The sequence below is a fragment of the uncultured Microbacterium sp. genome, assembly GCF_947489255.1.
In the GTDB taxonomy this organism is placed as follows: domain Bacteria; phylum Actinomycetota; class Actinomycetes; order Actinomycetales; family Microbacteriaceae; genus Microbacterium; species Microbacterium phycohabitans.
Genome location: NZ_CANLCY010000005.1, coordinates 515,003 through 538,076 on the forward strand (window position 1 = coordinate 515,003; position 23,074 = coordinate 538,076).

Genomic DNA, 23,074 nt, shown 5'->3' on the forward strand with positions numbered 1-23,074 from the left:
CAGGATCTATCGGGTGGGTGGGGTCAGTTCCAGGCGAGCTTCGTCATGTTGAGCGACTCGGTGACCGCGTTGGGCGCGATGCCCGTGAGTGCGGCATCCGCCACGACGATGTTCGGGAAGAGGAACAGGGGCAGGGATGCCACGTCTTCGGCGGTGGTCTTCGCGACCTTCTTCATGCCGTCGATCCACTCCTCCTTCGTTCCGGCGTCGGCCGCGGCGGCGATGGGGGCGATCTTCGAGTTGTCGTAGCCGATGTAGTAGTCGGGGTCGTTGAAGACCGTCAGGATGTCGCGCGGCTCGACCGCGAGGATGACCGTCATCTCGTAGTCGTCCTTCGTGAACACCTCGTCGAGCCAGACGGCCGGGAACTCGAGGGTCTCGATCTTCGCGGTGACGCCGATCTCGGCGAGCTGCGAGACGACGACCTCGGCGACCGCTGTGGCGTAGGGACGCGTGGGCACCTTGAACGTGATCGACAGGTCTTCCGCTCCGGCCTCGGCGAGCAGCTCGCGCGCCTTGTCGGGGTCGTAGGGGTACAGGTCGTTGAGGTCTTCGTAGTACGGGTCGGTCGGGGGCACCATCGCACCGATGAGCTGGCCGTAGCCGGCCCACGCGGCATCCAGGACCGCCTGGCGGTCGATGCCGTACGCGATCGCCTGACGCACGCGCTCGTCGTCGAAGGGCGCGGCCTGGTTGTTCAGACCCAGCAGGATCTCGCCGTTCGACGTGCCCTGGAGCACCTGGAAGGCGGAGTCGGTCTCGAACTGCGAGACGAGGTCGGGCGCCTGCATGTTGTAGAGCATGTCGACGTCGCCCGCGCGCAGCGCGTTGGTGCTGGCGGTGGCGTCGGCGAAGTAGCGCAGCGTGATGTCCTTCATCTGCGGCGCTTCGCCCCAGTAGTCATCGCGGGCGGCGAGCGAGATGTGGTCGCCCTGCACGCGCTCGGTGATCGTGAACGGGCCCGTGCCGACGGGGGTGTTGGCGAGGTCGGCGACGCCGTCGGTGTCGAACATGATGCCGACGGTGCCGGCCATGTTGTACAGCCACGAGTTGCTGGGCTTCGTCAGCACGACCTTGGCCTCGGTGGGCGAGACGACCTCGACGTGGTCGAGGAGCGCCATCTTGCCCTGGTTGATGGTCCAGTTCGTCTTGACGCGCTCGAGCGAGAACTTCACGTCGTCGGCGGTGAATTCCGCCCCGCTGGAGAAGGTCACGCCCTCGTGGAGGGTGAAGTCGTAGGTCAGACCGTCGTCGCTGACCGTCCACGCGGTCGCGAGCTGCGGGACGATCTCGCCGTCCTGGTCGAGCGAGACGAGGGTCTCGTAGACGTTGTTGAGCAGCACCTGCGGGATGGCGGCACCCGAGGTGGTGGTGAGGTCGAAGTTCGTCGGTTCGCCCGTGAGTCCGATGGTGGCGACCGGGTCGTGGGCGGTGCCGGCTGCGGGGGCGCTGCTGCCCGCGCAGGCGGTGAGAGCCAGCGCGAGGGCGGCTGCTCCGACCACCGCGGCGCCGGAGCGTCGGGAGAGAAGAGTCACGGGTTTACTCCTGGTGTGGGGTGCGGCTGAGTCGAGAATCGGTCTACTGGTCTGACCAGTAATCGAACGATAGGATCAGGGAACTCGGCGGGGCAAGCCAGGAAACAGAGTGTTTACACGGGGTGCCTTTCGCTGAAACCGAGGAGGAAACGTGGCGTTCATGCCGGTCCAGAAGGTCAGCGCGTACGAGGGGATCGTCGAGCAGATCGAGGCCGCGATCGACTCCGGCGAGCTGAAGCCCGGCGACCGCCTCCCCGGCGAACGGCGCCTCATGGAGGACTTCTCGGTCAGCCGCGCGACCGTGCGCGAAGCCCTGCGCGTGCTGCAGGCGACCGGTCTCGTCGAGTCGCGCCCCGGCGATCCGCGCGGACCCGTCATCTCGGCGTTCACGCCGCGTCTGCTCGAGAAATCGCTCGGGCAGCTCTCGCGCCAGGCGACGAGTCGCGCCGAGCTGCTGCAGTTCCGCCTCTTCCTCGAGGGCACCGCGAGCTACCTCGCCGCCCAGCACCACACCGACGAGCAGATGGCGCGCATCGACGACAACCTCCAGCGCATGCGCGACTGCGTCGACTCGGGCGACCTGACGACCTACCCGAAGCTCGTGCGCGCGTTCCACGACACGATCCGCGAGGCGGCGGCCAACAGCCTCATCGCCGTGTGCGGCAGCGTGGTCAGCGACACGATGACGGACCTCATGGGCGGGCGCATCGCCTCCGACCGCGACCCGAAGACCCTGCTCAAGCGCAGCGTCGCCGACGGCACGAAACTCGTGAAGATCATCCGCGCGCGCGACGCCCAGGCCGCGCGTCAGGCGAGCGTCGAGAGCATCTACCGCTTCTACGAGGCCGACCTCACCCCCGCCGAGCGCACCTCCGTCTCGGCCGTGATCTGAGGCTCAGCCCTCCGACCCGCGCGCCCGCACGGCCTCGGCCACCCGCTCCACGGCGAGCGCCGTCGCGGCGGTGCGCAGGTCGACGCCGTCGGCGCTCGCGCGCTGGGCGACGAGCTGCCACGAGGCGCGCATGCGTTGCGCGAGCCGTTGCTCGACGTCGGCGGCATCCCACCACCAGCCCTGGCGGGCCTGCACCCACTCGAAGTAGCTGACGACGACGCCCCCGCCGTTGGCGAGCAGGTCCGGCACGACGTCGATCCCGCGGTGGCGCAGCGCGGTCTCGGCCGTCGAGGTGATCGGGCCGTTGGCCCCCTCGACGATGATGCGGGCCCGCACGCGGTCGACGTTCTCGTGGGTGATGACCCCCTCGACGGCCGCCGGGATGAGCAGGTCGACCGCTTCGGTGAGCACGTCGGCCGAGGTGATGGCATCCGCGTCGGCGAACCCGACGACGCTGCCCGTGCCATCGACGTGCGCGGCGAGCGCGGCGAGGTCGAGGCCGTCACCGGCATGCACTCCCCCGCGCACGTCGGCGACGGCGACCACGCGCACTCCCGCCCGCGCCAGCTCGAGAGCCGCTCCGCGCCCCACCTTGCCGAAGCCGTGCACGGCGGCCGTGGCCTCGCGCGGATCGATGCCCGCGCGCTCCAGCGCCAACAGGGCGACGGATGCCACGCCGAGCGACGTCGCCGCGGCCCGGCCCTGCGAGCCGCCGAGCGAGAGCGGCTTGCCGGTCACGGTGCCCCACCCGGCGCTGGTCGCCGGGGCGGCATCCATCATCCAGGCCATCTCGGCGGCGCCGGAGCCCACGTCGGGGGCCGGGATATCGAGGTCGGCGCCCGTGATGGGCGCGACGGCGCGGGCGTAGCGGCGGACGAGCCGCTCGTACTCCGCGGTCTCGAGGCCCACCGGGTCGACCGCGATCGCGCCTTTCGCCCCGCCGAACGGCAGGTCGAACAGGGCGCACTTCCACGTCATCCACATCGCGAGGGCGCGCACGGTGTCGAGGTCGGCCCGCGCGCTGAAGCGGATGCCGCCCTTGCCGGGTCCTCGCGCGAGCGAGTGCTGCACGCGGTGACCGGCGACCATGACGGTGCTTCCGTCGGGCAGCCGCGCGGGCAGCATGACGGTGAGCTCGCGGTGCGGCACCGACAGCACGGCGTGCAGGGCCGGGTCGAGCCCGAGCAGCCGCGAGGCCGCCTCGAACTGCGCGCGGGCGTCGCTCAGGGCGCCGCCGCGGCCCCCGCCGGAGCGGTGCAGACGCGCTGCGATCGCCGCGGCGGGAGAGTCGACCATGCCGTGGTGGGCGGTCGACGGCGGGCTCAGGGTCAGCGTCACGGCCGCGTCACCCGCCGGCGACGTCGGCGAGCACCGCGTCGATGATGTCGAGCCCGCGGTGCGCCTCGGCGTCGGTGACGACGCACGGCGGCACGACGTGAATGCGGTTGTCGGCGATGAAGGGCAGCAGACCGCGGCTCAGCAGAGCGGCCTTGATCGCGCCCATCGTCGCGGGCGTGACGGGCGTGCGGCTCTCGCGGTCGGAGACGAGCTCGATCGCCCAGAACACGCCGCTGCCGCGCACCTCCCCGACGATCTCGTGACGCTCGGCGAGCTCCGCGAGACGCGGGCCGATGACCTCCGCGCCGATGCGCTTGGCGTTGTCGACGATGCCCTCCTCGCGCATGGCGCCGAGCGCGGCGACGATGCTGGCCGCGGCGAGCGGGTGACCCGAGTACGTCAGGCCCCCGGGGAACACCGTGTCGTCGAAGTGGTGCGCGATGGCATCCGAGATGATGACGCCGCCCACCGGCACGTAGCCGGAGTTGACGCCCTTGGCGAAGGTGATGAGGTCGGGCGTGACGTCGTGCGCGTGGAACGCGAACCACTCCCCCGTGCGGCCGAAGCCGGCCATGACCTCGTCGAGGATCATGACGATGCCGTAGCGGTCGCAGATCTCGCGGACGCCGGCGAGGTAGCCCTTCGGCGGCGTCATGACGCCCGCCGTGCCGGGCACGGTCTCGAGCAGGATCGCCGCGATCGTCGAGGCGCCCTCGGCCTGGATGACGCGCTCGAGGTGGTGCAGCGCGCGGGCGCACTCCTCCTGCTCGGTGGTCGCCCAGAACTCCGACCGGTAGAGGTAGGGACCGAACACGTGCACGTGACCGCGCGCGTACTCGTTGGGGATGCGGCGCCAGTCGCCCGTCGCGACGATCGCCGAGCCGGTGTTGCCGTGGTACGAGCGGTAGCGCGAGATGACCTTGTCGCGACCGGTGACCAGGCGCGCCATGCGGATCGCGTTCTCGTTGGCATCCGCCCCGCCGTTGGTGAAGAAGACCTTCTCGAAGCCCTCGGGCGCGAGCCCGATGATCATCTCCGCCGCGCGAGCGCGCGTGGCGTTGGCGTGCGCGGGGGCCACGGTGGTGAGCAGTTCGGCCTGCTCGCGGATCGCCTGGACGACCTTCGGATGCTGGTGGCCGATGTTGACGTTGACGAGCTGGCTCGAGAAGTCGAGGTACTCGTTGCCCTCGGCGTCCCACACGACCGACCCGGAGCCCGAGACGATCGGCATCGGCGCGAGCGAACCCTGCGCCGACCACGAGTGGAAGACGCGGCTGCGGTCGGCCTCGGAGATGTCGGCGTTGCTGAGAGCGGTGACGGGGTCGGCGACGAAAGTCATGGGTCCTCCGGTGATCGGATGCGGTTGCCTCCATCATCGCGACGGGAGTGCGAACATTGGATGCCGGTATGTCGTTCGACACACCGCTTCTTCGACCATCCGGCATCCCGCGAGAGAGAGGCCCCGCGTGCCCGCCGACCTGCGTTCCCTCATGGCCGAGCCCTCGTTCCGGCTGACGCCCCTGGCCGCCGTCGACGACGCCGCCCTCGACGCCCCCCTGACGTGGGCGCACAACTCCGACCTGCCCGACCCCACCCCGTGGCTCGAACCCGGCGGTCTGCTGCTCACCGACGGCGCCCCGTTCCTCCCGCCGCACAACGCCCCGGTCGACGCCTACGTCGAGCGCCTCGTCGCCCTCGGCGTGCGCGCCCTGGGCGTGTCGGTCGGCATCCTGGTCGATCGGGTGCCGCCCGCGCTGGTCGCCGAGTGCGAGCGACTCGAAATGCCGCTGATCGAGGTGTCGCGCCAGACCCCCTTCATGGGCGTCATCAAGGCCGTCTCCGACGCGACCGCGGCGGACGAGCGGGCGCGACTGGAACGCTCGCTGCTCGCCCAACGGCGCGTCGCGCGCGCCGCGCTCCGACCCGACGGTCTCAGCGCGATCCTGCGCGAACTGGAACGCGCCCTCGAGACCTGGGTCGCCCTCTTCGACGCCTCCGGCGCGCTCGTACTCGTCTCGGAGACGACGGGGATCCCCGCCGCCCTCGACGAGCCGGTGCGCGAGGCCGCCGCCGCGGCGCTCGCGGGGCGCCGCGCCGCCGCCGCGCGCGTGAGCCTCGGCGGAGTGGGCGAGGTCACCCTGCAGACCCTCGGCCAGCACGGCAACCTCCGCGGCGTCCTGGCCGTCGGCATCTCGAGCGCCACGTTCGACCGCGCCCGCCAAGACCTCGTCGACAGCGTCATCGCGCTCGCGAGCATCTCGCTCCAGCAGAGCAGCACCCTCGACAGCGCGCGTCGACGGCTGCGCAGCGGCATCCTGGAGCTCCTCGCCGCCGGGGTCACCGACGTCGCCGGCGACACGGTGAAGCACCTCTGGGGTCGGCTCCCCCCGGCGCCCCTCCGCGTCGCCCGGCTCGACGTGCTCGATTCCGAGCAGACGCTCGACTCCCACCCGCTCATCCCCGCCCTCGAGGTGCTCGCCGAGAAACGGCCCGGTGCGCTGTTCTTCGCGCAGCAGGACGACCACGTCGTCGCCGTGTACACCGACGGCGACGACGCCGGACTGTTCGCCGCCGCGGCCCCGCATCACCCGACGGGAGGCGTGTCATCCCGCGTGGACTGGGATCAGATCGCATCCGCGCTCGGCGAAGCCCGCCGCGCGCAGGAGCGGGCGTCGGCCCGGCAGCCGATCGTCTTCTTCGACGAACTCGCCGGATCCGGCATCCTCGGTCACCTCGAGCAGACGCGCGCCCACGACGTCGCGCGTCGCATGCTCCTCCCCCTCGACGACGACCCCGAACTGCGGCGCATGCTGGAGGTCTGGCTCGAGCACAACGGCTCGTGGGGCACGGCGGCGGGGGCCCTCGGCATCCATCGGCACACCCTGCGGCACCGCGTCGACGGCGCGTCGCTGCGCCTCGGTCTGGATCTGGAGACCTTCGGGGGGCGCGCCGAGCTCTGGAACGCCCTGCGCCTGACGGCCGAGTGACGGCCCCGACCTCCGCTCAGCCGAGCCGTCCGCACGTCGACATGACGGATGCCGCGGTCGTGCCGTCGCGCCCGCCGAAGACACCGGAACGACGGATGCCGCGACCGCGGTCCCTCTGTCGGGATCGCGGTCGCGGCAGTCGTGGTGCGCCGGGACTCAGCTGTTCTGCGGGAAGCCGAGGTTGATGCCGCCGTGGGTGGCGGGGTCGAGCCAGCGGCTCGTGACCGCCTTCTCGCGCGTGAAGAAGTCGAAGCCGTGCACGCCGTACGCCTTCGCGTCGCCGAACAGCGACTTCTTCCAGCCGCCGAACGAGTGGTACGCGACGGGGACGGGGATCGGCACGTTGATGCCGATCATGCCGACCTCGACCTCGTTCTGGAACCGGCGCGCCGCTCCCCCGTCGTTGGTGAAGATCGCGGTGCCGTTGCCGAACTCGCCGCTGTTGATGAGGTCGAGGCCCTGCTCGTACGACGACACGCGCACGACCGAGAGGACGGGTCCGAAGATCTCCTCCGTGTAGGCCCGCGAGGTCGTGGGGACGTCGTCGATGAGGGTCGGGCCGAAGAAGAAGCCGTCCTCGTGCCCGTCGACGGTGAAGCCGCGGCCGTCGACGACGATCTTCGCGCCGTCCGCCTCGGCGATGTCGACGTACGACGACACCTTGTCGCGGTGCACCTCGGTGATCAGCGGGCCCATGTCGGGCTCCACGCCGTCGGTTCCCGCGCCGTTGCCGATGCGGAGCTTCGCGATGCGGTCGCTGATCTTGGCGATGAGGTCGTCGGCGACGGGCTCGACCGCCAGCACGACGCTGATCGCCATGCAGCGCTCGCCCGCCGCGCCGTAACCGGCGTTCACGGCCGAGTCCGCCACGAGGTCGAGGTCGGCATCCGGGAGGACGAGCATGTGGTTCTTCGCCCCACCCAGTGCCTGCACGCGCTTGCCGTGCTTCGACGCGGTCTCGTAGATGTACTGCGCGATGGGGGTCGAGCCCACGAACGAGATCGACTGGACGACGGGGCTGGTGAGCAGACCGTCGACGGCGAGCTTGTCGCCCTGCAGCACGGTGAAGGCGCCGTCGGGGAGACCGGCTTCCTTCCACAGCTTGGCCATCCACAGCGCAGCGGACGGGTCTTTCTCGCTCGGCTTGAGCACGACCGCGTTGCCGGCGGCCAGCGCGATGGGCACGAACCACAGCGGCACCATCACGGGGAAGTTGAACGGGGAGATGACCCCGACCACGCCGAGCGGCTGCTTGAGGGAGTAGACGTCGACACCCGTGGAGGCGTTCTCACTGAACGCGCCCTTGATGAGGTGCGGGAAGCCGGTCGCGAGCTCGACGACCTCCTGGCCGCGCAGGATCTCGCCCATCGCGTCGGAGACGACCTTGCCGTGCTCGCTGGTGATGAGGCGGGCCAGCTCGGGCTTGCGGGCGTTCAGCAGCTCACGGAACGCGAACAGCACCGACTGCCGCTTCGCGATGGAGTACTGCGACCACTCGCGGAAGCCGCGTTCGGCGGAGGCAATAGCCTCGTCGATCTCGGCCTGGTCGGCGAGAGCGACCTCGGCCTGGACGGCACCGGTCGCGGGGTTGTACACGGGCGCGGTGCGGCCCGAGGTCGAGGGGCGCTCCGCGCCATCGATCCAGTGCGAAACCACCGCGATGTCGACGAGCGACTCACTGACCATGCTGTTCTCCTCCGTTCGGCGCCGGCGGGCGCATGACGACAGTACGAAACCCGCGTCGCGCCCCGGTCTGCCATTTCGTCGAACAAGGTATGGCGTGACCTACAGGATGTCATCGGCTGCGGTCGAGGGCTGATGGCTCGCCCCGGCGGCCACTCACCGGTCGGCGACAGGAGGGGGAAATTTTTCCGCGCGGCTGTCGATTCCGGGGGCGGCCGTTCGCTGTCACTGTGACGGAGCCGGAAACGCCGGCTCGCACCCCAGTGCAGGAGGCACTTCCATGTCCGAGTACGCGATCCTCATCTACGAAGACCCCGCCTACTACGCCACCATGTCGCCCGAGGGATGGGCCGCGGTCGTCGAGGCGCACAACACCTTCACCGAAGGAGTCGTCCAGCACGGCGGCTCCATCACGGGCGGCGGGGCACTCTCACCCGTGACGACCGCGACCACGATCACCGGGGGCACCGTGACGGACGGCCCGTTCGTCGAGTCCAAGGAAGTCCTGCTCGGCTACTACACCGTCGAGGCACGCGATCACGACCACGCGGTGGAGCTCGCGAAGCTCTGCCCGGCCACCGGCGGTGGTGTCGAGCTCCGGCCGCTCCACGACCCGTCGGCCGCCCAGCTCTGACGATCCGGCGCAGGGAGCGGGTGGCATCCGCCGACGACGCGACGCCCGCTCCGGCCCGATCCACGACACATCGGCGAATCGCATTCGTCCGGACTGTCGATTTCGCGCTTGCCCGTTCGCTGAAGCAGTGACACGGTTCCCCTACGAAAGGACACGACCATGAAATACGCCCTCATGTTCACCTCCACACCCGAGCTCGACGCGGCGGTGTCTCCCGAGCATCGCGAGGAGGTCTATCGCCGCACCTACGAGTGGTTCGGCACGCATCGCGACGCGATGACCGAATCCGGGGCCGAACTCCTGCCCGCGAGCACGGCGACGACCGTCCGCCGCGATGGCGACGCACCGGTCGTCGCAGACGGCCCGTTCTCCGAGGCGAAGGAGGTCGTCGGGGGATTCCAGGTGATCGACGTCGCCGACCTCGACGCCGCGATCGCCCTCAGCAAGACGTGGCCGATGCTCGAGTTGCCCGGAGTCGCGGTCGAGATCCGACCGATCGTCGTCTACTGAGGTCGCGGCGGCGATGACTGCATCGGATGCCGCGGACCCGCGCACGGGCGGTGCCGCGGCATCCGATCACCACCTCTCCCGGGTCATCCGCGAGGAGTCGGCTCGCATCGTCGCGGCACTCACACGGTGGCTCGGGAACCTCGATCTCGCCGAGGAAGCCGTCGCGGAGGCGATCGAGGAGGCCGTGCGCGAGTGGCGCTCTCGCGGTGTGCCGCCGAATCCCGGGGGATGGCTGACTCGAGCGGCCCGCAACAACGCGTTGGATCGACTTCGGCGCGAGAAGCGCTACCGCGAGAAGCTCGCCCTCCTCCCCGACCCGACGGAGGCTCCCTCACGGGACGGTGCCGAGCCGGACGAACGACTGCCGCTCCTCTTCGGCTGCTGCCACCCCGCGCTGTCGCCCGATGCGCAGCTCGCCCTGACACTCCGCGCGATCTGCGGCCTCACGACCGCGCAGATCGCGCGTGCGACCCTGTCGCCGGAACCGACCGTGGCGCAGCGGATCGTGCGAGCCAAACGGAAGATCGGCGCCGCGGGTATCCCGCTTCGCATCCCGGAGGAGTCGGAGCGGACCGCGCGCGTGCACATCGTTCTCGCCGTCGTCTCCGTGATGTACAGCGAAGCCCACCTGGTGACAGGTCGAGACGCCGCCGCAGACCGCGACCTGGCCGACGACGCCCTCTGGCTCGCGAGGGTCGTCGCGCACGAACTGCCGCGCGAGGCCGAAGCCCATGGACTGCTCTCCCTGCTGCTCTTTCACCGCGCGCGCGAGGGCGCACGCGCCGTCGACGGAGAGCTCATCCTGCTCGCCGACCAGGACCGGAGCCGGTGGGACCGGCGCCTCATCGCCGAGGCGCACACCGTGCTCGGGGATGCCGCCAGACTCCGCCGCCCGGGACGGTGGCAGCTCCACGCGGCCATCGCCGCCTGTCATTCCGACACGCGCGACGGAGATGCCACCGACTGGCTTCAGGTGCTCACGCTGTACAACATGCTGTTGGCGTACGACCGGTCACCCGTGGTCCGACTCAACCGCGCGGTGGCCCTTGCCGAGGTCGACGGGCCGAGAAAAGCGTTGGACGAGGTCGACACCCTCGAGAACGATCTGGCGGGCTACTACCTGTGGCACGCCGTGCGTGCGCGGATGCTGCAGGACCTCGGCCGGAGCGACGAGGCCATGAGCGAAGACCTTCGCGCCCTGGAACTGACGGCGAACGATGCTGAGCGACGCCTGCTTCGAGCGCGGCTGGGCAGAGAGACGGACGCCTCTGTAGGAACCGCTCAGAGATGTCCTGACGTTCGCGTCGTCCCGCGGGTGGCTGTTTCGAAATGTCCATCGAAGAACGGACGCGACGGCATGTGAGTTGTCCACCGCGACTCCTCAAATCGACCACGACATCGGTGCCGACTCGCTACCCGTTCGAGATGGTGATCTGCAGTTTGGCCGCAGCAGACGGGAACTGTTCATACGATTCAGCAGTCTTCACCACGTGATCCGAATCCTCTCCGCGCTGTCGAGTGAACTTCACGCGCTCCCAGATGCGCGGCGTGCCGAGTCGCGCGATGTCATGGGTGATCTCCAAAGTCGCGCCGCAGCTAAACCACAAGTATCGGTTGGGGTTCTTCTTGGGATGCGCGCGAACAAGCGTTGCCCTCGTGTGGATCGGATTCCCGCCGCGCGCGACGAGCGCTCTGTGGATGGCGTCCTCGATGAGACTCCTTGCAAGGGCATCCGAGAGCGGCACCTCATCGCCATTGTCTTGGACGGTTCGTGCTGTCGGCATGTCAGCGATCAGCTCGATCGTTGCGCCCTCGGGCATCGCACTCGCGAGTATGCTGACGAGCCATTCAGTGTGATCCAAGCGTCGACCCTTTGCCGTTCGAAGGACGTGGTCCATCAGGTGAGGATCGAGTACCTTCACAACCCGAGACCGCGAGGCGAGCGGCCGAATCAGCGCATCAGCGATGACGTCGCGAGGAGTGCCGTCCGCGAAACTGCCAATCTCGCGAGCCTGTCGTAGAGGTGATGCGTGGCTGAGAAAGGGCGGCCGAACCACCGCCGTCCCGTTGACCTCGTGTGAGCCTGTGCGCAGATCCGGCTCCCACTGACCAGCGTCAGTCTTACCCACTATCGCGAGTTGTACGCAGTCCCCTGCGCCCTCGCCATTCTCCAACCCGGCAAGAAAATGCTCGATTGAGTCGGGCCGCGTCTCCTGATCGTCAAGTCGGTTGAACCTGCTCAGGGCGATGAGCAACTCATTCCACTGCGACCGCGAGTACGGACTTTCAAGACTGTCGATCGCATAGAACAGCGCGCTTGCATCGCCCGCACCGAGGGTCAGGTGCCCATGGTCCAAGAGGGCGGTCACCATCGCCTCGTGTGTCAAGACATGGTCCGCCCCACCGAAGTCGGACAGCGCCGTGGGGTCGACGGCTGTCGCGATCAGGACCTGTGGCGAACTGCTCATGCGTCGAGGCCAAGGACGTCCATGAGCCGGTCGTCGAAGAATCCGGATGGCCACGGATCCAATAGTCCGCCACGACTGTCAAGACGCAGTCGACGCGCAGACGCGCCCGAAGGACCATTGTCCACATAGATGATCGCGACGTCGTGGGGCTGAATTGCACCCTGACGAACCAGTCGTTGCACCCGAAGGAGAATGTTCTCCGAGTGCGTCTCAGCGATCACCTGGTTCCCTCGCGCAACGGTCTCGACGAGCAACTCCGCAAGGTTCCCGGCGAGCCGTGGGTGGAGGTGGAGCTCCGGCTGTTCGATGCAGATGACATCGCGGGTCGATCCGACACACTCAGTGATGATCGGCAGGACTTGACTCACTCCATATCCGACGTCGACCAAGCTCACCTCGACGCCGGAACGGGTGTCGGTCAGGTCGAACGAGTACCCGCGCTCGACACCCGACTTCTTCGACACAAGACGGTCGACGGCGACTGAGTAGGGAACCTCGAGCCGCTTCAGCCAGTCGTTTACGCTCGCGAGGAGTCTGTCGTTCCTATATAGACGCCGAATCAGCGCGAGTGCCGCGTCATCAGGAACACCGTCCTGGAGGTGGACCCGCTGCGGCATCGGTCTGATGGGTCCGAGGCTGATCAAGCCGGCTTCGGAGCGGTGATGCCACGCGTATCGCTCACGATAGCTCTTCGCCGCCGAACTCTCGTCCTCTGGCAGCCGTGCGGATTGAAAGAGCCCGCGCGCCTCTTCTTCGACACGCCTGAAGACCTCGATTACCGGCCTGCGAAGGCGAAAATAGTCCGCAGACGGCGAGCCTTCTGCCCAGTGCTCGAGCATCGCTCGCGCATCAGACTCATCCTCGGGAAGCAACCCCCGGCCCTCTACTCCGATGGACAGTCGGTCATCTCGAGGCGTGGTGGCGCGATCCAACGACAGCCGCAATGTCGCCGGCGCGTGGAAACCTCGCTTCCAATCCATGGGATCCACCCAACATTCGAGTCTTGCCGACTCGGCTTCACCCGCCGACACGAGGTCCGACGCAAATCGCAGCAGGGCCACCGACCCCGCTACATCGGCGATGTTCCCGCATAGACCCTCGATCGCTGCGGTGAGCGACGCGACGACTGTGGCGTCAGTTAGGTCCAGACTCCAACGGAGGAAGTACGGACCGTACGGACGTCCGTCAGGTTCCTCGCCTTCGGCAACGGGAACTGGTGAGGGCTCCGCTAAGGCCGCGCTCCCGATCTCAAGAGCGGCGCGGACCTCGGGCGCCTGATTGCCTGACGGGACGTGGAAGGTCAATAGGACACCCGCGTCAAACTCAATCGAGGGAACCTCGTCAACCTCGTTGTCGACAAAGTGTGCCGTCATTAGTGCGTCGGAGTCCTCTTCTTCGATGGTGAATCGCACACCAACGCTGAGTTCCTTCGAACTGTCGTGACCGTTGACGACATGGCTGAAGTCGCGCAGGTCAACGAGCGGCCCTTGAGCAGCAAAACTGTCTGCATTGATGCTTTGTGCTGCGAGCAGAAGTGCCTGGATGATCGATGACTTCCCGGCCGCGTTCGGCCCGTACACCAGAGTTAGAGGCGCGAGCGAAATCGTGTGCTCGCCAGCCAGCGCCTTGACGTTTCGGACACGCAACTCGGTGATCAGGCGCGAGCTGTACGAGGTCGTAGCCGTGCGGTAGAGGCGCGAGTAGCCGTCGTCGTCGTTCTTCGACACCTCGATCCTTTCTCTCGATCTATAGCGTGCCAGGTCGAGCAACTGCCGTTACGAAAACGCGGACACACCCCGCGGGGAGGTACTCCCAGCGGTGTGTGCGGGGGTCACTAGTGCGTCTCGCGCATCCAGTACGAGCCGTCCCCGTTTGCTGACCTTCTCCCAGCCGCCGAAAGCGTGCTGGGGTCCGGAGTGCTGGTGCAGACGGGCGTCGCTCACCTCCCCACAGACCAGCAGTTCTGGTAGCGGTTGTTCTTCCCCATGAGTTCACCTCCTTTCTTGTTAAGTTCTCACCCGCCGGGACCTTGAACCCGCGGCCCAGGAGACCGGGGCGCTGAAGCAAAGTGGATCAGATTATGTGCGACGTCAGCCGTCGTCAAGAAGGGCTGCTCGGCTTCCTTTCTGTTCGTGCTTGACCGACGACGCAATGAGACGTATTCTGATCGACTTTGCACGTTCGGATGGCGCCCGCTGGCCCGCCCGCATTGCGAGGATGACGGACGCTGAGGCGTCGTATCCCGTACTCGCCACTCAAACTCCCGGAGGAGGTGAAACACATGACCCTCAACAACACGGCTCAGCAGGACGCCGGCGCCCGATTCGTCGCGACGATCGCCCAGCACCTCGTTCGAGTGTGGCGAGATCCGGGCCTTCAAACGGTGCTGCGGCGCGAGGCGAAGCAGTTCTTAGTAAACGTCGCGTCGGAAGCGCGCGCCGCCTCCCAGCGAAACAGAGGATGACAAGCGTGCCGCGAGGGGTGCTGGCCACTCGCGGCGCCATCTCGATTAGCCGGGAACTTCGATGGAGTTCGACAGCCGCGGCGATCAATGCGGGATCCATCCCGTTGCGGGACGTTAGTCCCCACGGCCTCCCGTGCGCTAGTTCAGCTGGGTTGCTGACGTTGCGGCGTTCTTCAATGCATCGTCCACAGGTGAACGCCGGCCATCAAGCTTGTCCACTGCAAGGATGATCTCGCCACACGCGCGATACATGGCTCGCACCGATCCAATCCGAGCGTCCTCGGAGGGCGATTTACTCATGTCGAGATCTTCGAAGAGGCGGCCTAGCCGATCAAGCCATTTGCGCTGCTCTTCGTTTCCCGACTCCAGCAAACGCTCAAACTCGCGGTACCCGACGACATCATATTTTCGAGGCCCTTCCGGTGCATCAATCAACATGAGGTCGCCTATCGCTGACTGCCAATCCCGATAGATCCACGCTTCGCGCGCATCAAGTGCAGGGACGAGATCCTCCCATCGGTACTCGAGGCTGCGGTCTCTCGCGTCACGGCCGGATATTGCTGAGACGGCGATCGCTACCGCTCGCCGCTGACCCCGTCGCGGCAACTCTCTGATGCGCCGGCGTCCGCGTGAGTGCACGAATCGGTCGAGCTCGAAGTCCAGCTTCTGCCCGACTTCTTCGAGAGCGTCATCTTGCAGTTCGAGTCCCAGCTGCTCGGCAGCCTTTGCAACACGCAGGACCTCCATGTGTTGACCGTCGGCAAGCGCAGCAGCAAGCCGATCCAATGCGCTCTCCAGAGCCCGTTGATGCTCTCGTGGCCTGCCACGATCAGCCCGCAGAAAGAAGAGTTCGCGCCGAAGGGCGCGAATCCAGGCGAGCATCGCCGCGACCCTGTAAAGAGTGCTGTTCGCCTTATGCAGTTCAAACTCAGTACGTCGGCTGCGCGTTTGAAGGTAGTAATCGCGTCCACCAACTCGAACCAACTCGTCGAGCCGCCGCATGAGATCGCGTGCGGAAGCTGCGAGCGGATCCGAGTACTTTTCGTGCAGCCTGCGCCCGTTCCAGAATCGCTCGTTCGCCCGCCGAACGGTGTTGGCGATTCCAATCCCCACCGACGTGAAAAGCGTCACGAGGACGCCAAGTATGGTTCCCGCCAAGGCGACGAGCGCGACCTGAAGCTCGATCGCCATCGGGTGCCTTCCTCTTCTCGCTGGAGTGATCCGGACTGGTGCCGTTAGACGGTCGGGCTAGCAGCCGGGGGTGGACCCCAGATACGGATAGCCGCATCCGCGAGACCTCGCCCGCGCTGATCGATAGTCCCCTCGTCCCAACACGCGGAGTCTGCGACCATGTAATTGATGACGAGACTCCTCTGCTTGAGGAACTCTGGGCGCTTAACTTCCCACCCAAGGTTGGAGACTTCGTTATTGAAGGTGGCCGTCACGAGCGTGAGATTTCCGACACGGTCCACGACCGCATTTCGCTCGCTGGCGCGGACGACCCACTCGGGGTTCTCATCATCCCTGTCAACAGCACTGCCGTCACCACCGACCACGGGCCAGTGTGCTGGCCAAGATCGCGGCATCACATGCTCAATCTGCAGCGACTCGTAGTCCACCATTGCGTCGGGTTCGTGCGGATTCTCCAGGCGCAGCTGCTGGTCGATGGAGCCGAGAAGCAACCGAATGCGGCCCTGCGACATGCCGTTGTAGAACTGCCGACTTGAGAAGGCGCCCCGAAGATCGGCATCGGTTGGCCATGCGAGGGCGCTGTCTCTGAGCGAAGCGCTGATCATGTCCGCGACGTCGCCACCAGCCTTCAGCGCGACCTTCGCGTCCTTGAGGACTTTCGCGAGCAATGCACCATAGCCGCGCGTCTGCCATCCGACGAAAGCTCTACGCACAGCCCACGACTCGACGGCCTCGACAGCGTGAATCTGACGCTCAAGCGAGAGGTGTTCAGCGGAGATTGTCGCCAACCACGTGAGAAGCGGAACTGCGGTTGTTATGTCGAGAGCGCGAAGCCTCCTGTACGCGACGGTCAGTCGTTTGTCAGGCGCGGGAAGCCTCTCGTAGACGGTTTGATAGGCCTCCGCAAACAAGTTCAGATCGTGCAGAGCTTCCTCGGTGGTTGGCCCGTCATTGAGATATGTGCGTGCTTCACGGTAGAGATGACCGACATTGGCCTCCTCGCCGGTGGCTGCTGTTAGCCACACCGAGAGAAGAACATCACGTCGCCCTCGCGCGGCATGGCCACGCCCTACATTCTCTTTCCACCACTTGTCGTCAAATTGTGCCCAGTACCTGTTGTATAGCTCCTCAACATTCTCTTCGTCGAGTTCGGCGCGGAGGAAAAGGAGGTTCTTGACCAGGTCGATGGCGGAGAGGGGAGTCTGGCGCCCGTTCAGCACCTCGAAGATGATTTGCGCATCGTCGTTGTCGTCGAGGTCGATCACGACCAACTTGAAGAGGCTTGATAGCGCGTCGGCGAGGCCCGACAGCCTGCCATGGTCGACGGCTCCATCGATAGTCGCGTACTCGCGAGTCGCATCGGCGAAGTACGCGCGCGCTTGAAGGTAGAGGTGTGCATCTGGCGTGATTGTTGGAAGCTCGCTCGCCATCGCAACCGGCCAGAGGTCTCTATCCTTCCGGCGGGGCCATAGCTTGTAGACCTCGTCCGGCGACTCGACAACGTCGTCGGGATTGAACAGCATTCGCCGAACCGATTTGGCACGCTCCGATTCGGTCTCCAGAAGCACGTCAAGAAGTCCGCGAATCAAGAGCTGGATAGTCGTCAGCCGTTGCTGCCCGTCTATCACTGATCGAAGAGCGATACCACCGGTCGCGAACGGCAAGCTCGCGCAGACTATCGCTCCCAGGAAGTGCGGCGAGACTCTCTGCTCCATTGACTTCAACTTCGAGCCGTCTTCGCCGCTGTTGCGCACCGTCAGCAGTCGGTCGGCGGCGGTTGCAAGATCGTCGAAGAGTAGCTCCCATTGCCCTTCGCGAGTCCATTCGTAGTCCCGTTGGAAGGTCGGGATAACGTAGCGTCGCTCGGGCTTCAGGATGTCCTGGAGCGGGTACGTCTTAGCATCCACGTCGATCGTGATCCGTTCTATTGGGTTGAGCGCGCACGGCGTCCGCTTTACGAGTGATCTTGGGCGGCGGCATCCTCCCCATGCTCGGATGCTCGTGGACGTTCAATCAGAATTGCACGCGGATCTGCCGATGGAAACCGCGACTGAGGAAGGAACGGGATCTCCGATCCGTTGATCGGGAGCGCGCCGCGCCCCATCGCCCTCAACAGCGCGGCAACGCCAGCGCGCCTCTGATCCATAGCGTCCCCGCGCGGCGGTCCGATGCGGACGCCCTCGATTGGGATCGGGAAGGTGCGTGGTGGGTAGGCGACGTTCGGGAAGATGGCCGTCGTCAACTCCATGTACGGGATCACGCCGCGATTGTTCCCGCGAAACTTTGGTCGGCCACCGGGAGGCAGGAACGCAATTAGTCTCACTTCCCTTTCCTCGCTGAAGCTCGGGTGCTTGAGCGCAGCAGCAAGACCAGCGAGAAGTCCCTCGACGATTGTCGATGCGGATCCAGCTTCGTCCATAGCCACTAGACGACCCACCACGGTCGAACTGTCGAGGATGTAGTCGAAGACGCTCTGTATGAGATCCGTTTGCGCGACCGGGGTGTATGCGACCTTCACCCACGCTGGCGCTAGGGAGAACGTCATGTTGGGATCTAGGCGACCCACGATTGTGTATTCGTGTCCGGTATCCAGTTGCGCGAACGACTCATCACGGCAGGCTACCGGCGGCTCGGCTGCTACTCCGGCCGGGGCGGCGAGGTCTACGACGCCGACTCCTCGACCTGGACAGAGGTCACCAAATCGGAGATCAAGACCAGGTTCCGCAGCGGCGAGCTCGAAGTGCTCATCGGCACCGACTCCATGAGTGAAGGCCTGAACCTGCAAACGTCCGGACGGCTCATCAACTACGACATGCCATGGAACCTCATGCGCGTCGAGCAGCGCATCGGCCGCGTCGATCGCATCGGCGCCTCTTATAAAGACATCCGCATTAGCAACTACTTCTACGCCGACACCGTAGAAGAGCAGGTCTACAGAGGCATCGCAGAGGATTACGGAGACTTCACCGACATCGTCGGCGACGCCGCACCCGTGCTCGCAAACATGGAGCGGGCAATCGAGCGCCTCGCCCTGACTAGGTACTCAACGCCCATTGACATTGAGTCTGAGGTCGGCAGTATCCGCCAGCAGGTTGAGGAGATCAAGAGCGAACCGGTGGGTAACGACGATCTGGGCAAACCCACTGATGAGAGTCGTATCAAACAGCCGCCGCAGCTCGTCGGTGCCACAACACCGCAGGAGCTGGAGCGGCTGCTCACGACGAATGGACTCAGCCGCGTCGCATTCGAGGTGGACGACCAGCGTCCGAAGGTCTACTGGCTCAGGCCTCCGGCTGAACGCCTGACCAGGCTCTCGTTCGACGAGCTCGGTGGTGTCCGTGCCATCGAGGAGTACTTCGATGCGTCTCCTGTCGAGACTCTGCCGGTCACGTTCGACCGTGCGACCTGGGACGAGAGCGGCGACGCTTCGCTGGTCTTCCTCACGTATGGGACACCAGAACTCGCAGCCCTTCTACCAGCAGTGGCAGACTACAACTAACTCGTAGACGGTCCGTCCGCGGGACTTCGCTGCCCGAAATGTCCATATGGACACACCGTGGACATTTCATCCGCGAAATGGACAACTTCGAAAAAAACCTACAACGTCTCCGTCACATCCCCGGTGCCATATCCGCGAACCGCGAATAGTGACCCTGGAACGCCACCGTGATCGTGTCGGTCGGGCCGTTTCGGTGCTTCGCCACGATCAGATCCGCCTCGCCCGCACGCGGGGAGTCCTTCTCGTACGCGGCCTCGCGGTGCAGCAGCACCACCATGTCGGCGTCCTGCTCGATCGAGCCCGACTCACGCAGGTCGGAGAGCGCCGGCTTCTTGTCGGCGCGCTGCTCAGCACCACGGTTCAACTGCGACAGGGCGATGACGGGAACCTGCAGCTCCTTGGCCATCAGCTTCAGCGCACGCGAGAACTCACTGACCTCCTGCTGACGCGATTCCACCCGCTTGCCGCTGGTGAGCAGCTGCAGGTAGTCGATCACGACCATCTTCAGACCCTCGCGCTGCTTCAGGCGACGGCACTTCGCGCGGATCTCGACGAGCGTCATGTTGGGGCTGTCGTCGATGTAGAGAGGTGCGTCGTTGATGCGACCGCGCGTGGCCGCCACCGTCGTCCAGTCGCGCGAGTCGAGCGTTCCCTTGCGCATGCTCTGCAGGGGAATGGCCCCCTCGGCGCTGAGCAGACGCATGGCGATCTCGCTGCGCCCCATCTCGAGCGAGAAGAAGATGCACGGCGCGTTCGACTTGATCGCCGCGGCGCGGGCGAAGTCGAGCGCGAGCGTCGACTTACCCATGGCAGGACGCGCGGCGAGCACGATCATCTGGCCCGGGTGCAGGCCGTTGGTGAGCTGGTCGAGACCGGCGAAGCCGGTGGGGATGCCCGTCATCGACCCGTCGCGGCCGCGAGCGGCCTCGATCTCGTCGACCGCGGCATCCACCGCGACCGTCAGCGGGATGTAATCTTCGGCGCTGTCATCGCCCGAGACGTTGTAGATCTCGGCCTGCGCGCTGTTGACGAGCTCGACCGGGTCGCCCTCGCCGGCGTAGCCCATCTGCACGATGCGCGTGCCGGCCTCGACGAGGCGGCGCAGCATCGCGCGCTCCGACACGATCGAGGCGTAGTAGCCCGCGTTGGCGGCCGTGGGGACGATCGAGGTGAGCGTGTGGAGGTAGTCCGCTCCGCCGGCGCGCTGCAGTTCACCGGTCTTGATGAGCTCGTCGGTGACGGCGACGACGTCGGTGGGCTCGCCGTGCGAGTAGAGCGTGAGGATCGCCTCGAAGATCAGCTCGTGCTTGGGCACGTAGAAATCGCCGCCGCGCAGGGTCTCGATCACATCGGCGACGGCGTCTTTCGACAGCAGCATGCCGCCCAGCGCGCTCTGCTCGGCGAGCATGTCGTGCGGCGGCGTGCGCTCGGGGCGCGGTGCTTTTCCGAGACGGTCTTCGGCGATGTCGGCGATGGCCACGTGATCTCCTTCTGTGCTCGGACGCCCCGTCTCCGCCTCACGCGCGCGCGGGAGGGGATCGGAAACACTGCGGGTGGGACGACCTCGTCAGCAGGGAATCACCAAGTTCCGACATCGACGCGCGCGGCTGGTGAGGGGGATGCCCGAGGGACTGCACCCAAGCTAGATACCCCTGTCCCGAGATGCAAACGGGCCTGTGGATAACTCTGTGGAGAGCTTGCGGGAAACGCCGCCACGTCTGTGCACAACTAGTGTGGATAACTCGGTGGATGGATACCAATTTGAGGCAATAAATGCCATCTGAGCTGGGATAAGTCTCTCCACAGTTTTCCTGCGAGAAACCTGCGTGAACTTGGCCTTGAAGGTTCTGCGCTAGGGACTCCACATGTGTACAACTCGGGGGATAACTCGCCGGATCACTACCGATCCGAGCCCCCCGCTGTCAAATCTTTTTTTCCATCCGGCGTGTCGCCCGTCACCGCGCGGCTACCGAACCACTACTGGGATTTCACCCGCCCCCTTTCGAACCCGCGGACGCAGGCGTACCGTGGCCCGCGCAGAATCGCCGACGATTCTTTGGGGGTGCATCGATGGATGCCATGGCGGGGCGAGGGGTGTCGCACACGCTGCGACTGCTCCTTCTCGGCGCCTGCGCGGCATTCGCCCTCGCCCTCGTCTCGCTGATCCTGTCGGTGTCGTCCGCCTCCGCCGATGACGGCAGCGGATCGGGACTGCTGGGCGGCATCGCCTCGACGGTCGACGACGCAACGGACACCGTCGCCGACGTCGTCGATCCCGTGGTGGGCCACGTCGCCGAGACCGCGGCATCCGTCACCGACACCGTCTCCGAGACGCTGCCCGAGCCCGTGGCAGCCCCGGTGGCCGAGATTTCCGACACGGCCGGCTCCGTCTTCGACACAGTGGAGGACGTGACCGGCGGGGCCCTCGACACAGTCGACACCGTCGTCGACGGCACGACGCAGGGCGTGTCCGACGTCGCCGACTCCGGCGTCGTCGGCACGATCGTCGAGCCGATCCTCGACACCGTCGAATCGCTCCCCGTGGTCGGACCCGTCGTGGGCGACACGGGCCTGGGCGAGGTCGTCACCGACGTGGGAGGTGCCGTCGACGGGACGATCCCCGTCATCGTGGGCGAGCTGCCCTCGGTCGACCCCGTCGTCCCGGTCGTTCCCGCGCCGTCGCTCCCGATCCAACCGGTCGACCTCGGCGGAGACGTCACTCCCCCGTCCGCGACTCCCGCCGCCGACACCGCGCCCCCGATCCCGGTGAGCGCATCGGCTACGGCTTCCCCGGCCGCCCCCACCGGTGCGCTCACCGCGCAGGCGCGCGGGACCGCCGCATTCTTCACCGCGGCCGCGTACTCCGCACCGTCGGCGCAGGCCGCCGCGGCCCCGGCCACCCCTGTGACCCCCGCCCACGCGCCCACGCCTCTCGCCACGGACGCCGTGTCGGGTGTTCCGGCCGCGTCATCGGCATCCGGAAGCTCTCCGACGGCCGCCTCTCCTCTCGCAACGCCCGTCGACGCCGCGCTCGGCGCCGGGCTGCTGCTGCTCGCTCTCCGCCACGCAGTCGATGACGACCTGCCGGGGAGCCCCGTCTTCGCCGCAGACGTCTCTCCTGACTGAGGACGGTCGCGCCGTGCCCCGCACGGCACACGACCACGCGCGTTCGCGCACCCTCATCCACACACAGGAGAAACTCTCATGCGCAAGTTCTACTCGCGTGCCCTGCTGGGCGCGCTCGTCGGGGGCGGCTTGGCCGTCCTCGGATGCGGCATCGCCAATGCCGCGGAGACCTCGGGAACGGACGGTCTGCTCTCGGGCGACCAGGCCGCGAGCTCGGTCGACCTGCCCGTCACCATCGGGGGCAACGCCGTCTCGGTGATCGGCGACAGCCACAGCGAGGATGCCGACACCTCGGCCCCCGCACCGGATGCCGCCCCGGTGACCACCACCGACGGGAGCGACGGAGCCGCCTCGGGCAACCAGGGCATCATCTCGATCGACGTACCCGTCACGGTCGGGGGCAACGCCGTCTCGGTGATCGGCGACAGCCACAGCGAGGATGCCGACACCTCGGCCCCCGCGCCGGCCCCGGAGCCCGCTCCCGAGCCGGAGACGGCTCCCGAGCAGCCGCCGCTGCACGTCATGCCGGTCTCCACCGACGAGATGCCCGGAGCGGCGACCGACGGTAGCGACAGCATCCTGGGCGGCAACCAGGCCATCATCCCAATCAAGGTTCCGGTCACCATCGGCGGCAACGCCGTCTCCGTCATCGGCGACAGCCACACCGAGGACGCCACCACCACCGGCGGCAGCACCGGCAGCGGCACGGGCTCCGGCTCCATCGGCGACGTCGAAACCGACGGCACC

General features: G+C 66.7%; 19 protein-coding genes. 9 read left to right on the plus strand and 10 right to left on the minus strand.

Features of this window, described 5'->3' with window-relative positions; all coding sequences use genetic code 11:
* Window positions 1-23: 23 nt before the first annotated feature.
* Window positions 24-1,535, minus strand: a complete 1,512-nt coding sequence (locus Q0818_RS15705; RefSeq protein WP_298877032.1) for an ABC transporter substrate-binding protein — start codon at window positions 1,533-1,535, stop codon at window positions 24-26.
* Between the two features lie 160 nt (window positions 1,536-1,695).
* On the opposite strand from Q0818_RS15705, the gene Q0818_RS15710 reads away from it, so the two are divergent.
* Window positions 1,696-2,427, plus strand: coding sequence for a GntR family transcriptional regulator (locus tag Q0818_RS15710; protein ID WP_298877123.1), 732 nt, complete (start codon window positions 1,696-1,698; stop codon window positions 2,425-2,427).
* A gap of 3 nt (window positions 2,428-2,430) precedes the next feature.
* Here the strand turns inward: Q0818_RS15710 and Q0818_RS15715 are convergent, their stop codons facing one another.
* Complete coding sequence (locus Q0818_RS15715) at window positions 2,431-3,765, minus strand: Glu/Leu/Phe/Val dehydrogenase (protein ID WP_298877035.1); 1,335 nt, start codon at window positions 3,763-3,765, stop codon at window positions 2,431-2,433.
* A 7-nt stretch (window positions 3,766-3,772) separates the two neighbouring features.
* Window positions 3,773-5,104 carry an aspartate aminotransferase family protein gene (locus tag Q0818_RS15720; RefSeq protein ID WP_298877038.1) on the minus strand — a complete coding sequence of 444 codons (1,332 nt, stop codon included), beginning with the start codon at window positions 5,102-5,104 and terminating at the stop codon, window positions 3,773-3,775.
* A gap of 127 nt (window positions 5,105-5,231) precedes the next feature.
* Between Q0818_RS15720 and Q0818_RS15725 the strand changes: the two genes are divergently transcribed.
* On the plus strand, window positions 5,232-6,752 hold the full coding sequence (locus Q0818_RS15725; RefSeq protein ID WP_298877041.1) for a PucR family transcriptional regulator: 1,521 nt from the start codon (window positions 5,232-5,234) through the stop codon (window positions 6,750-6,752).
* Between the two features lie 156 nt (window positions 6,753-6,908).
* Here the strand turns inward: Q0818_RS15725 and Q0818_RS15730 are convergent, their stop codons facing one another.
* Complete coding sequence (locus tag Q0818_RS15730) at window positions 6,909-8,438, minus strand: CoA-acylating methylmalonate-semialdehyde dehydrogenase (protein WP_298877043.1); 1,530 nt, start codon at window positions 8,436-8,438, stop codon at window positions 6,909-6,911.
* Between the two features lie 277 nt (window positions 8,439-8,715).
* Here Q0818_RS15730 and Q0818_RS15735 point away from each other — a divergent pair, with 277 nt between their 5' ends.
* The 3 genes from Q0818_RS15735 to Q0818_RS15745 all read left to right on the plus strand — a co-directional run bounded on the left by Q0818_RS15735 (window position 8,716) and on the right by Q0818_RS15745 (window position 10,942).
* Window positions 8,716-9,069, plus strand: coding sequence for a YciI family protein (locus Q0818_RS15735; RefSeq protein ID WP_298877046.1), 354 nt, complete (start codon window positions 8,716-8,718; stop codon window positions 9,067-9,069).
* Between the two features lie 159 nt (window positions 9,070-9,228).
* On the plus strand, window positions 9,229-9,579 hold the full coding sequence (locus Q0818_RS15740; protein WP_298877048.1) for a YciI family protein: 351 nt from the start codon (window positions 9,229-9,231) through the stop codon (window positions 9,577-9,579).
* 13 nt (window positions 9,580-9,592) lie between these two features.
* Window positions 9,593-10,942, plus strand: a complete 1,350-nt coding sequence (locus Q0818_RS15745) for a DUF6596 domain-containing protein (RefSeq protein WP_298877050.1) — start codon at window positions 9,593-9,595, stop codon at window positions 10,940-10,942.
* A 49-nt stretch (window positions 10,943-10,991) separates the two neighbouring features.
* Here the strand turns inward: Q0818_RS15745 and Q0818_RS15750 are convergent, their stop codons facing one another.
* Both Q0818_RS15750 and Q0818_RS15755 read right to left on the minus strand, forming a co-directional pair.
* Window positions 10,992-12,047, minus strand: coding sequence for a hypothetical protein (locus Q0818_RS15750; protein WP_298877053.1), 1,056 nt, complete (start codon window positions 12,045-12,047; stop codon window positions 10,992-10,994).
* Window positions 12,044-13,774, minus strand: coding sequence for a DUF3696 domain-containing protein (locus tag Q0818_RS15755; RefSeq protein WP_298877056.1), 1,731 nt, complete (start codon window positions 13,772-13,774; stop codon window positions 12,044-12,046). Before Q0818_RS15755 ends, Q0818_RS15750 begins: the two co-directional genes overlap by 4 nt.
* Window positions 13,775-14,328: 554 nt before the next feature.
* Here Q0818_RS15755 and Q0818_RS15760 point away from each other — a divergent pair.
* Window positions 14,329-14,511: a hypothetical protein gene (locus Q0818_RS15760; protein WP_298877059.1), complete on the plus strand. Its 183-nt coding sequence runs from the start codon at window positions 14,329-14,331 to the stop codon at window positions 14,509-14,511.
* A gap of 138 nt (window positions 14,512-14,649) precedes the next feature.
* Here Q0818_RS15760 and Q0818_RS15765 read toward each other — a convergent pair whose 3' ends face one another.
* From Q0818_RS15765 to Q0818_RS15775, 3 genes are read right to left on the minus strand one after another with little or no spacing between them, the layout of a single operon-like run.
* Window positions 14,650-15,702: a hypothetical protein gene (locus Q0818_RS15765; RefSeq protein WP_298877062.1), complete on the minus strand. Its 1,053-nt coding sequence runs from the start codon at window positions 15,700-15,702 to the stop codon at window positions 14,650-14,652.
* Between the two features lie 44 nt (window positions 15,703-15,746).
* Entirely contained in the window at window positions 15,747-17,609 is a 1,863-nt protein-coding gene (locus Q0818_RS15770) for a DUF262 domain-containing protein (protein ID WP_298877065.1), read from the minus strand.
* Between the two features lie 47 nt (window positions 17,610-17,656).
* A complete protein-coding gene (locus Q0818_RS15775) occupies window positions 17,657-18,247 on the minus strand; it encodes a hypothetical protein (protein ID WP_298877070.1) in 591 nt (196 codons plus the stop codon).
* A 33-nt stretch (window positions 18,248-18,280) separates the two neighbouring features.
* On the opposite strand from Q0818_RS15775, the gene Q0818_RS15780 reads away from it, so the two are divergent.
* A complete protein-coding gene (locus Q0818_RS15780) occupies window positions 18,281-19,201 on the plus strand; it encodes a helicase-related protein (protein ID WP_298877073.1) in 921 nt (306 codons plus the stop codon).
* Window positions 19,202-19,313: 112 nt separating this feature from the next.
* On the opposite strand, the gene dnaB is transcribed toward Q0818_RS15780, so the two are convergent.
* Window positions 19,314-20,609, minus strand: a complete 1,296-nt coding sequence (gene dnaB, locus Q0818_RS15785) for a replicative DNA helicase (protein ID WP_306169550.1) — start codon at window positions 20,607-20,609, stop codon at window positions 19,314-19,316.
* Between the two features lie 662 nt (window positions 20,610-21,271).
* Here dnaB and Q0818_RS15790 point away from each other — a divergent pair.
* The gene (locus Q0818_RS15790) at window positions 21,272-22,327 is read left to right on the plus strand and encodes a hypothetical protein (RefSeq protein WP_298877078.1); all 1,056 of its coding nucleotides are present in this window, start codon (window positions 21,272-21,274) and stop codon (window positions 22,325-22,327) included.
* A gap of 78 nt (window positions 22,328-22,405) precedes the next feature.
* The coding region (locus Q0818_RS15795) for a chaplin family protein (protein WP_298877081.1) at window positions 22,406-23,074 on the plus strand (669 nt) is incomplete at its 3' end.

Coding starts and splice junctions, on each gene's coding strand:
- Q0818_RS15730 (WP_298877043.1), bottom strand. CDS start 8,438: ATGGTCAGTGAGTCGCTCGTCGACATCGCGGTGGTTTCGCACTGGATC.
- Q0818_RS15765 (WP_298877062.1), bottom strand. CDS start 15,702: ATGGCGATCGAGCTTCAGGTCGCGCTCGTCGCCTTGGCGGGAACCATA.
- dnaB (WP_306169550.1), bottom strand. CDS start 20,609: ATGCTCGCCGAGCAGAGCGCGCTGGGCGGCATGCTGCTGTCGAAAGAC.
- Q0818_RS15775 (WP_298877070.1), bottom strand. CDS start 18,247: ATGACGTTCTCCCTAGCGCCAGCGTGGGTGAAGGTCGCATACACCCCG.
- Q0818_RS15720 (WP_298877038.1), bottom strand. CDS start 5,104: ATGACTTTCGTCGCCGACCCCGTCACCGCTCTCAGCAACGCCGACATC.
- Q0818_RS15745 (WP_298877050.1), top strand. CDS start 9,593: ATGACTGCATCGGATGCCGCGGACCCGCGCACGGGCGGTGCCGCGGCA.
- Q0818_RS15710 (WP_298877123.1), top strand. CDS start 1,696: ATGCCGGTCCAGAAGGTCAGCGCGTACGAGGGGATCGTCGAGCAGATC.
- Q0818_RS15790 (WP_298877078.1), top strand. CDS start 21,272: ATGGATGCCATGGCGGGGCGAGGGGTGTCGCACACGCTGCGACTGCTC.
- Q0818_RS15735 (WP_298877046.1), top strand. CDS start 8,716: ATGTCCGAGTACGCGATCCTCATCTACGAAGACCCCGCCTACTACGCC.
- Q0818_RS15760 (WP_298877059.1), top strand. CDS start 14,329: ATGACCCTCAACAACACGGCTCAGCAGGACGCCGGCGCCCGATTCGTC.
- Q0818_RS15750 (WP_298877053.1), bottom strand. CDS start 12,047: ATGAGCAGTTCGCCACAGGTCCTGATCGCGACAGCCGTCGACCCCACG.
- Q0818_RS15740 (WP_298877048.1), top strand. CDS start 9,229: ATGAAATACGCCCTCATGTTCACCTCCACACCCGAGCTCGACGCGGCG.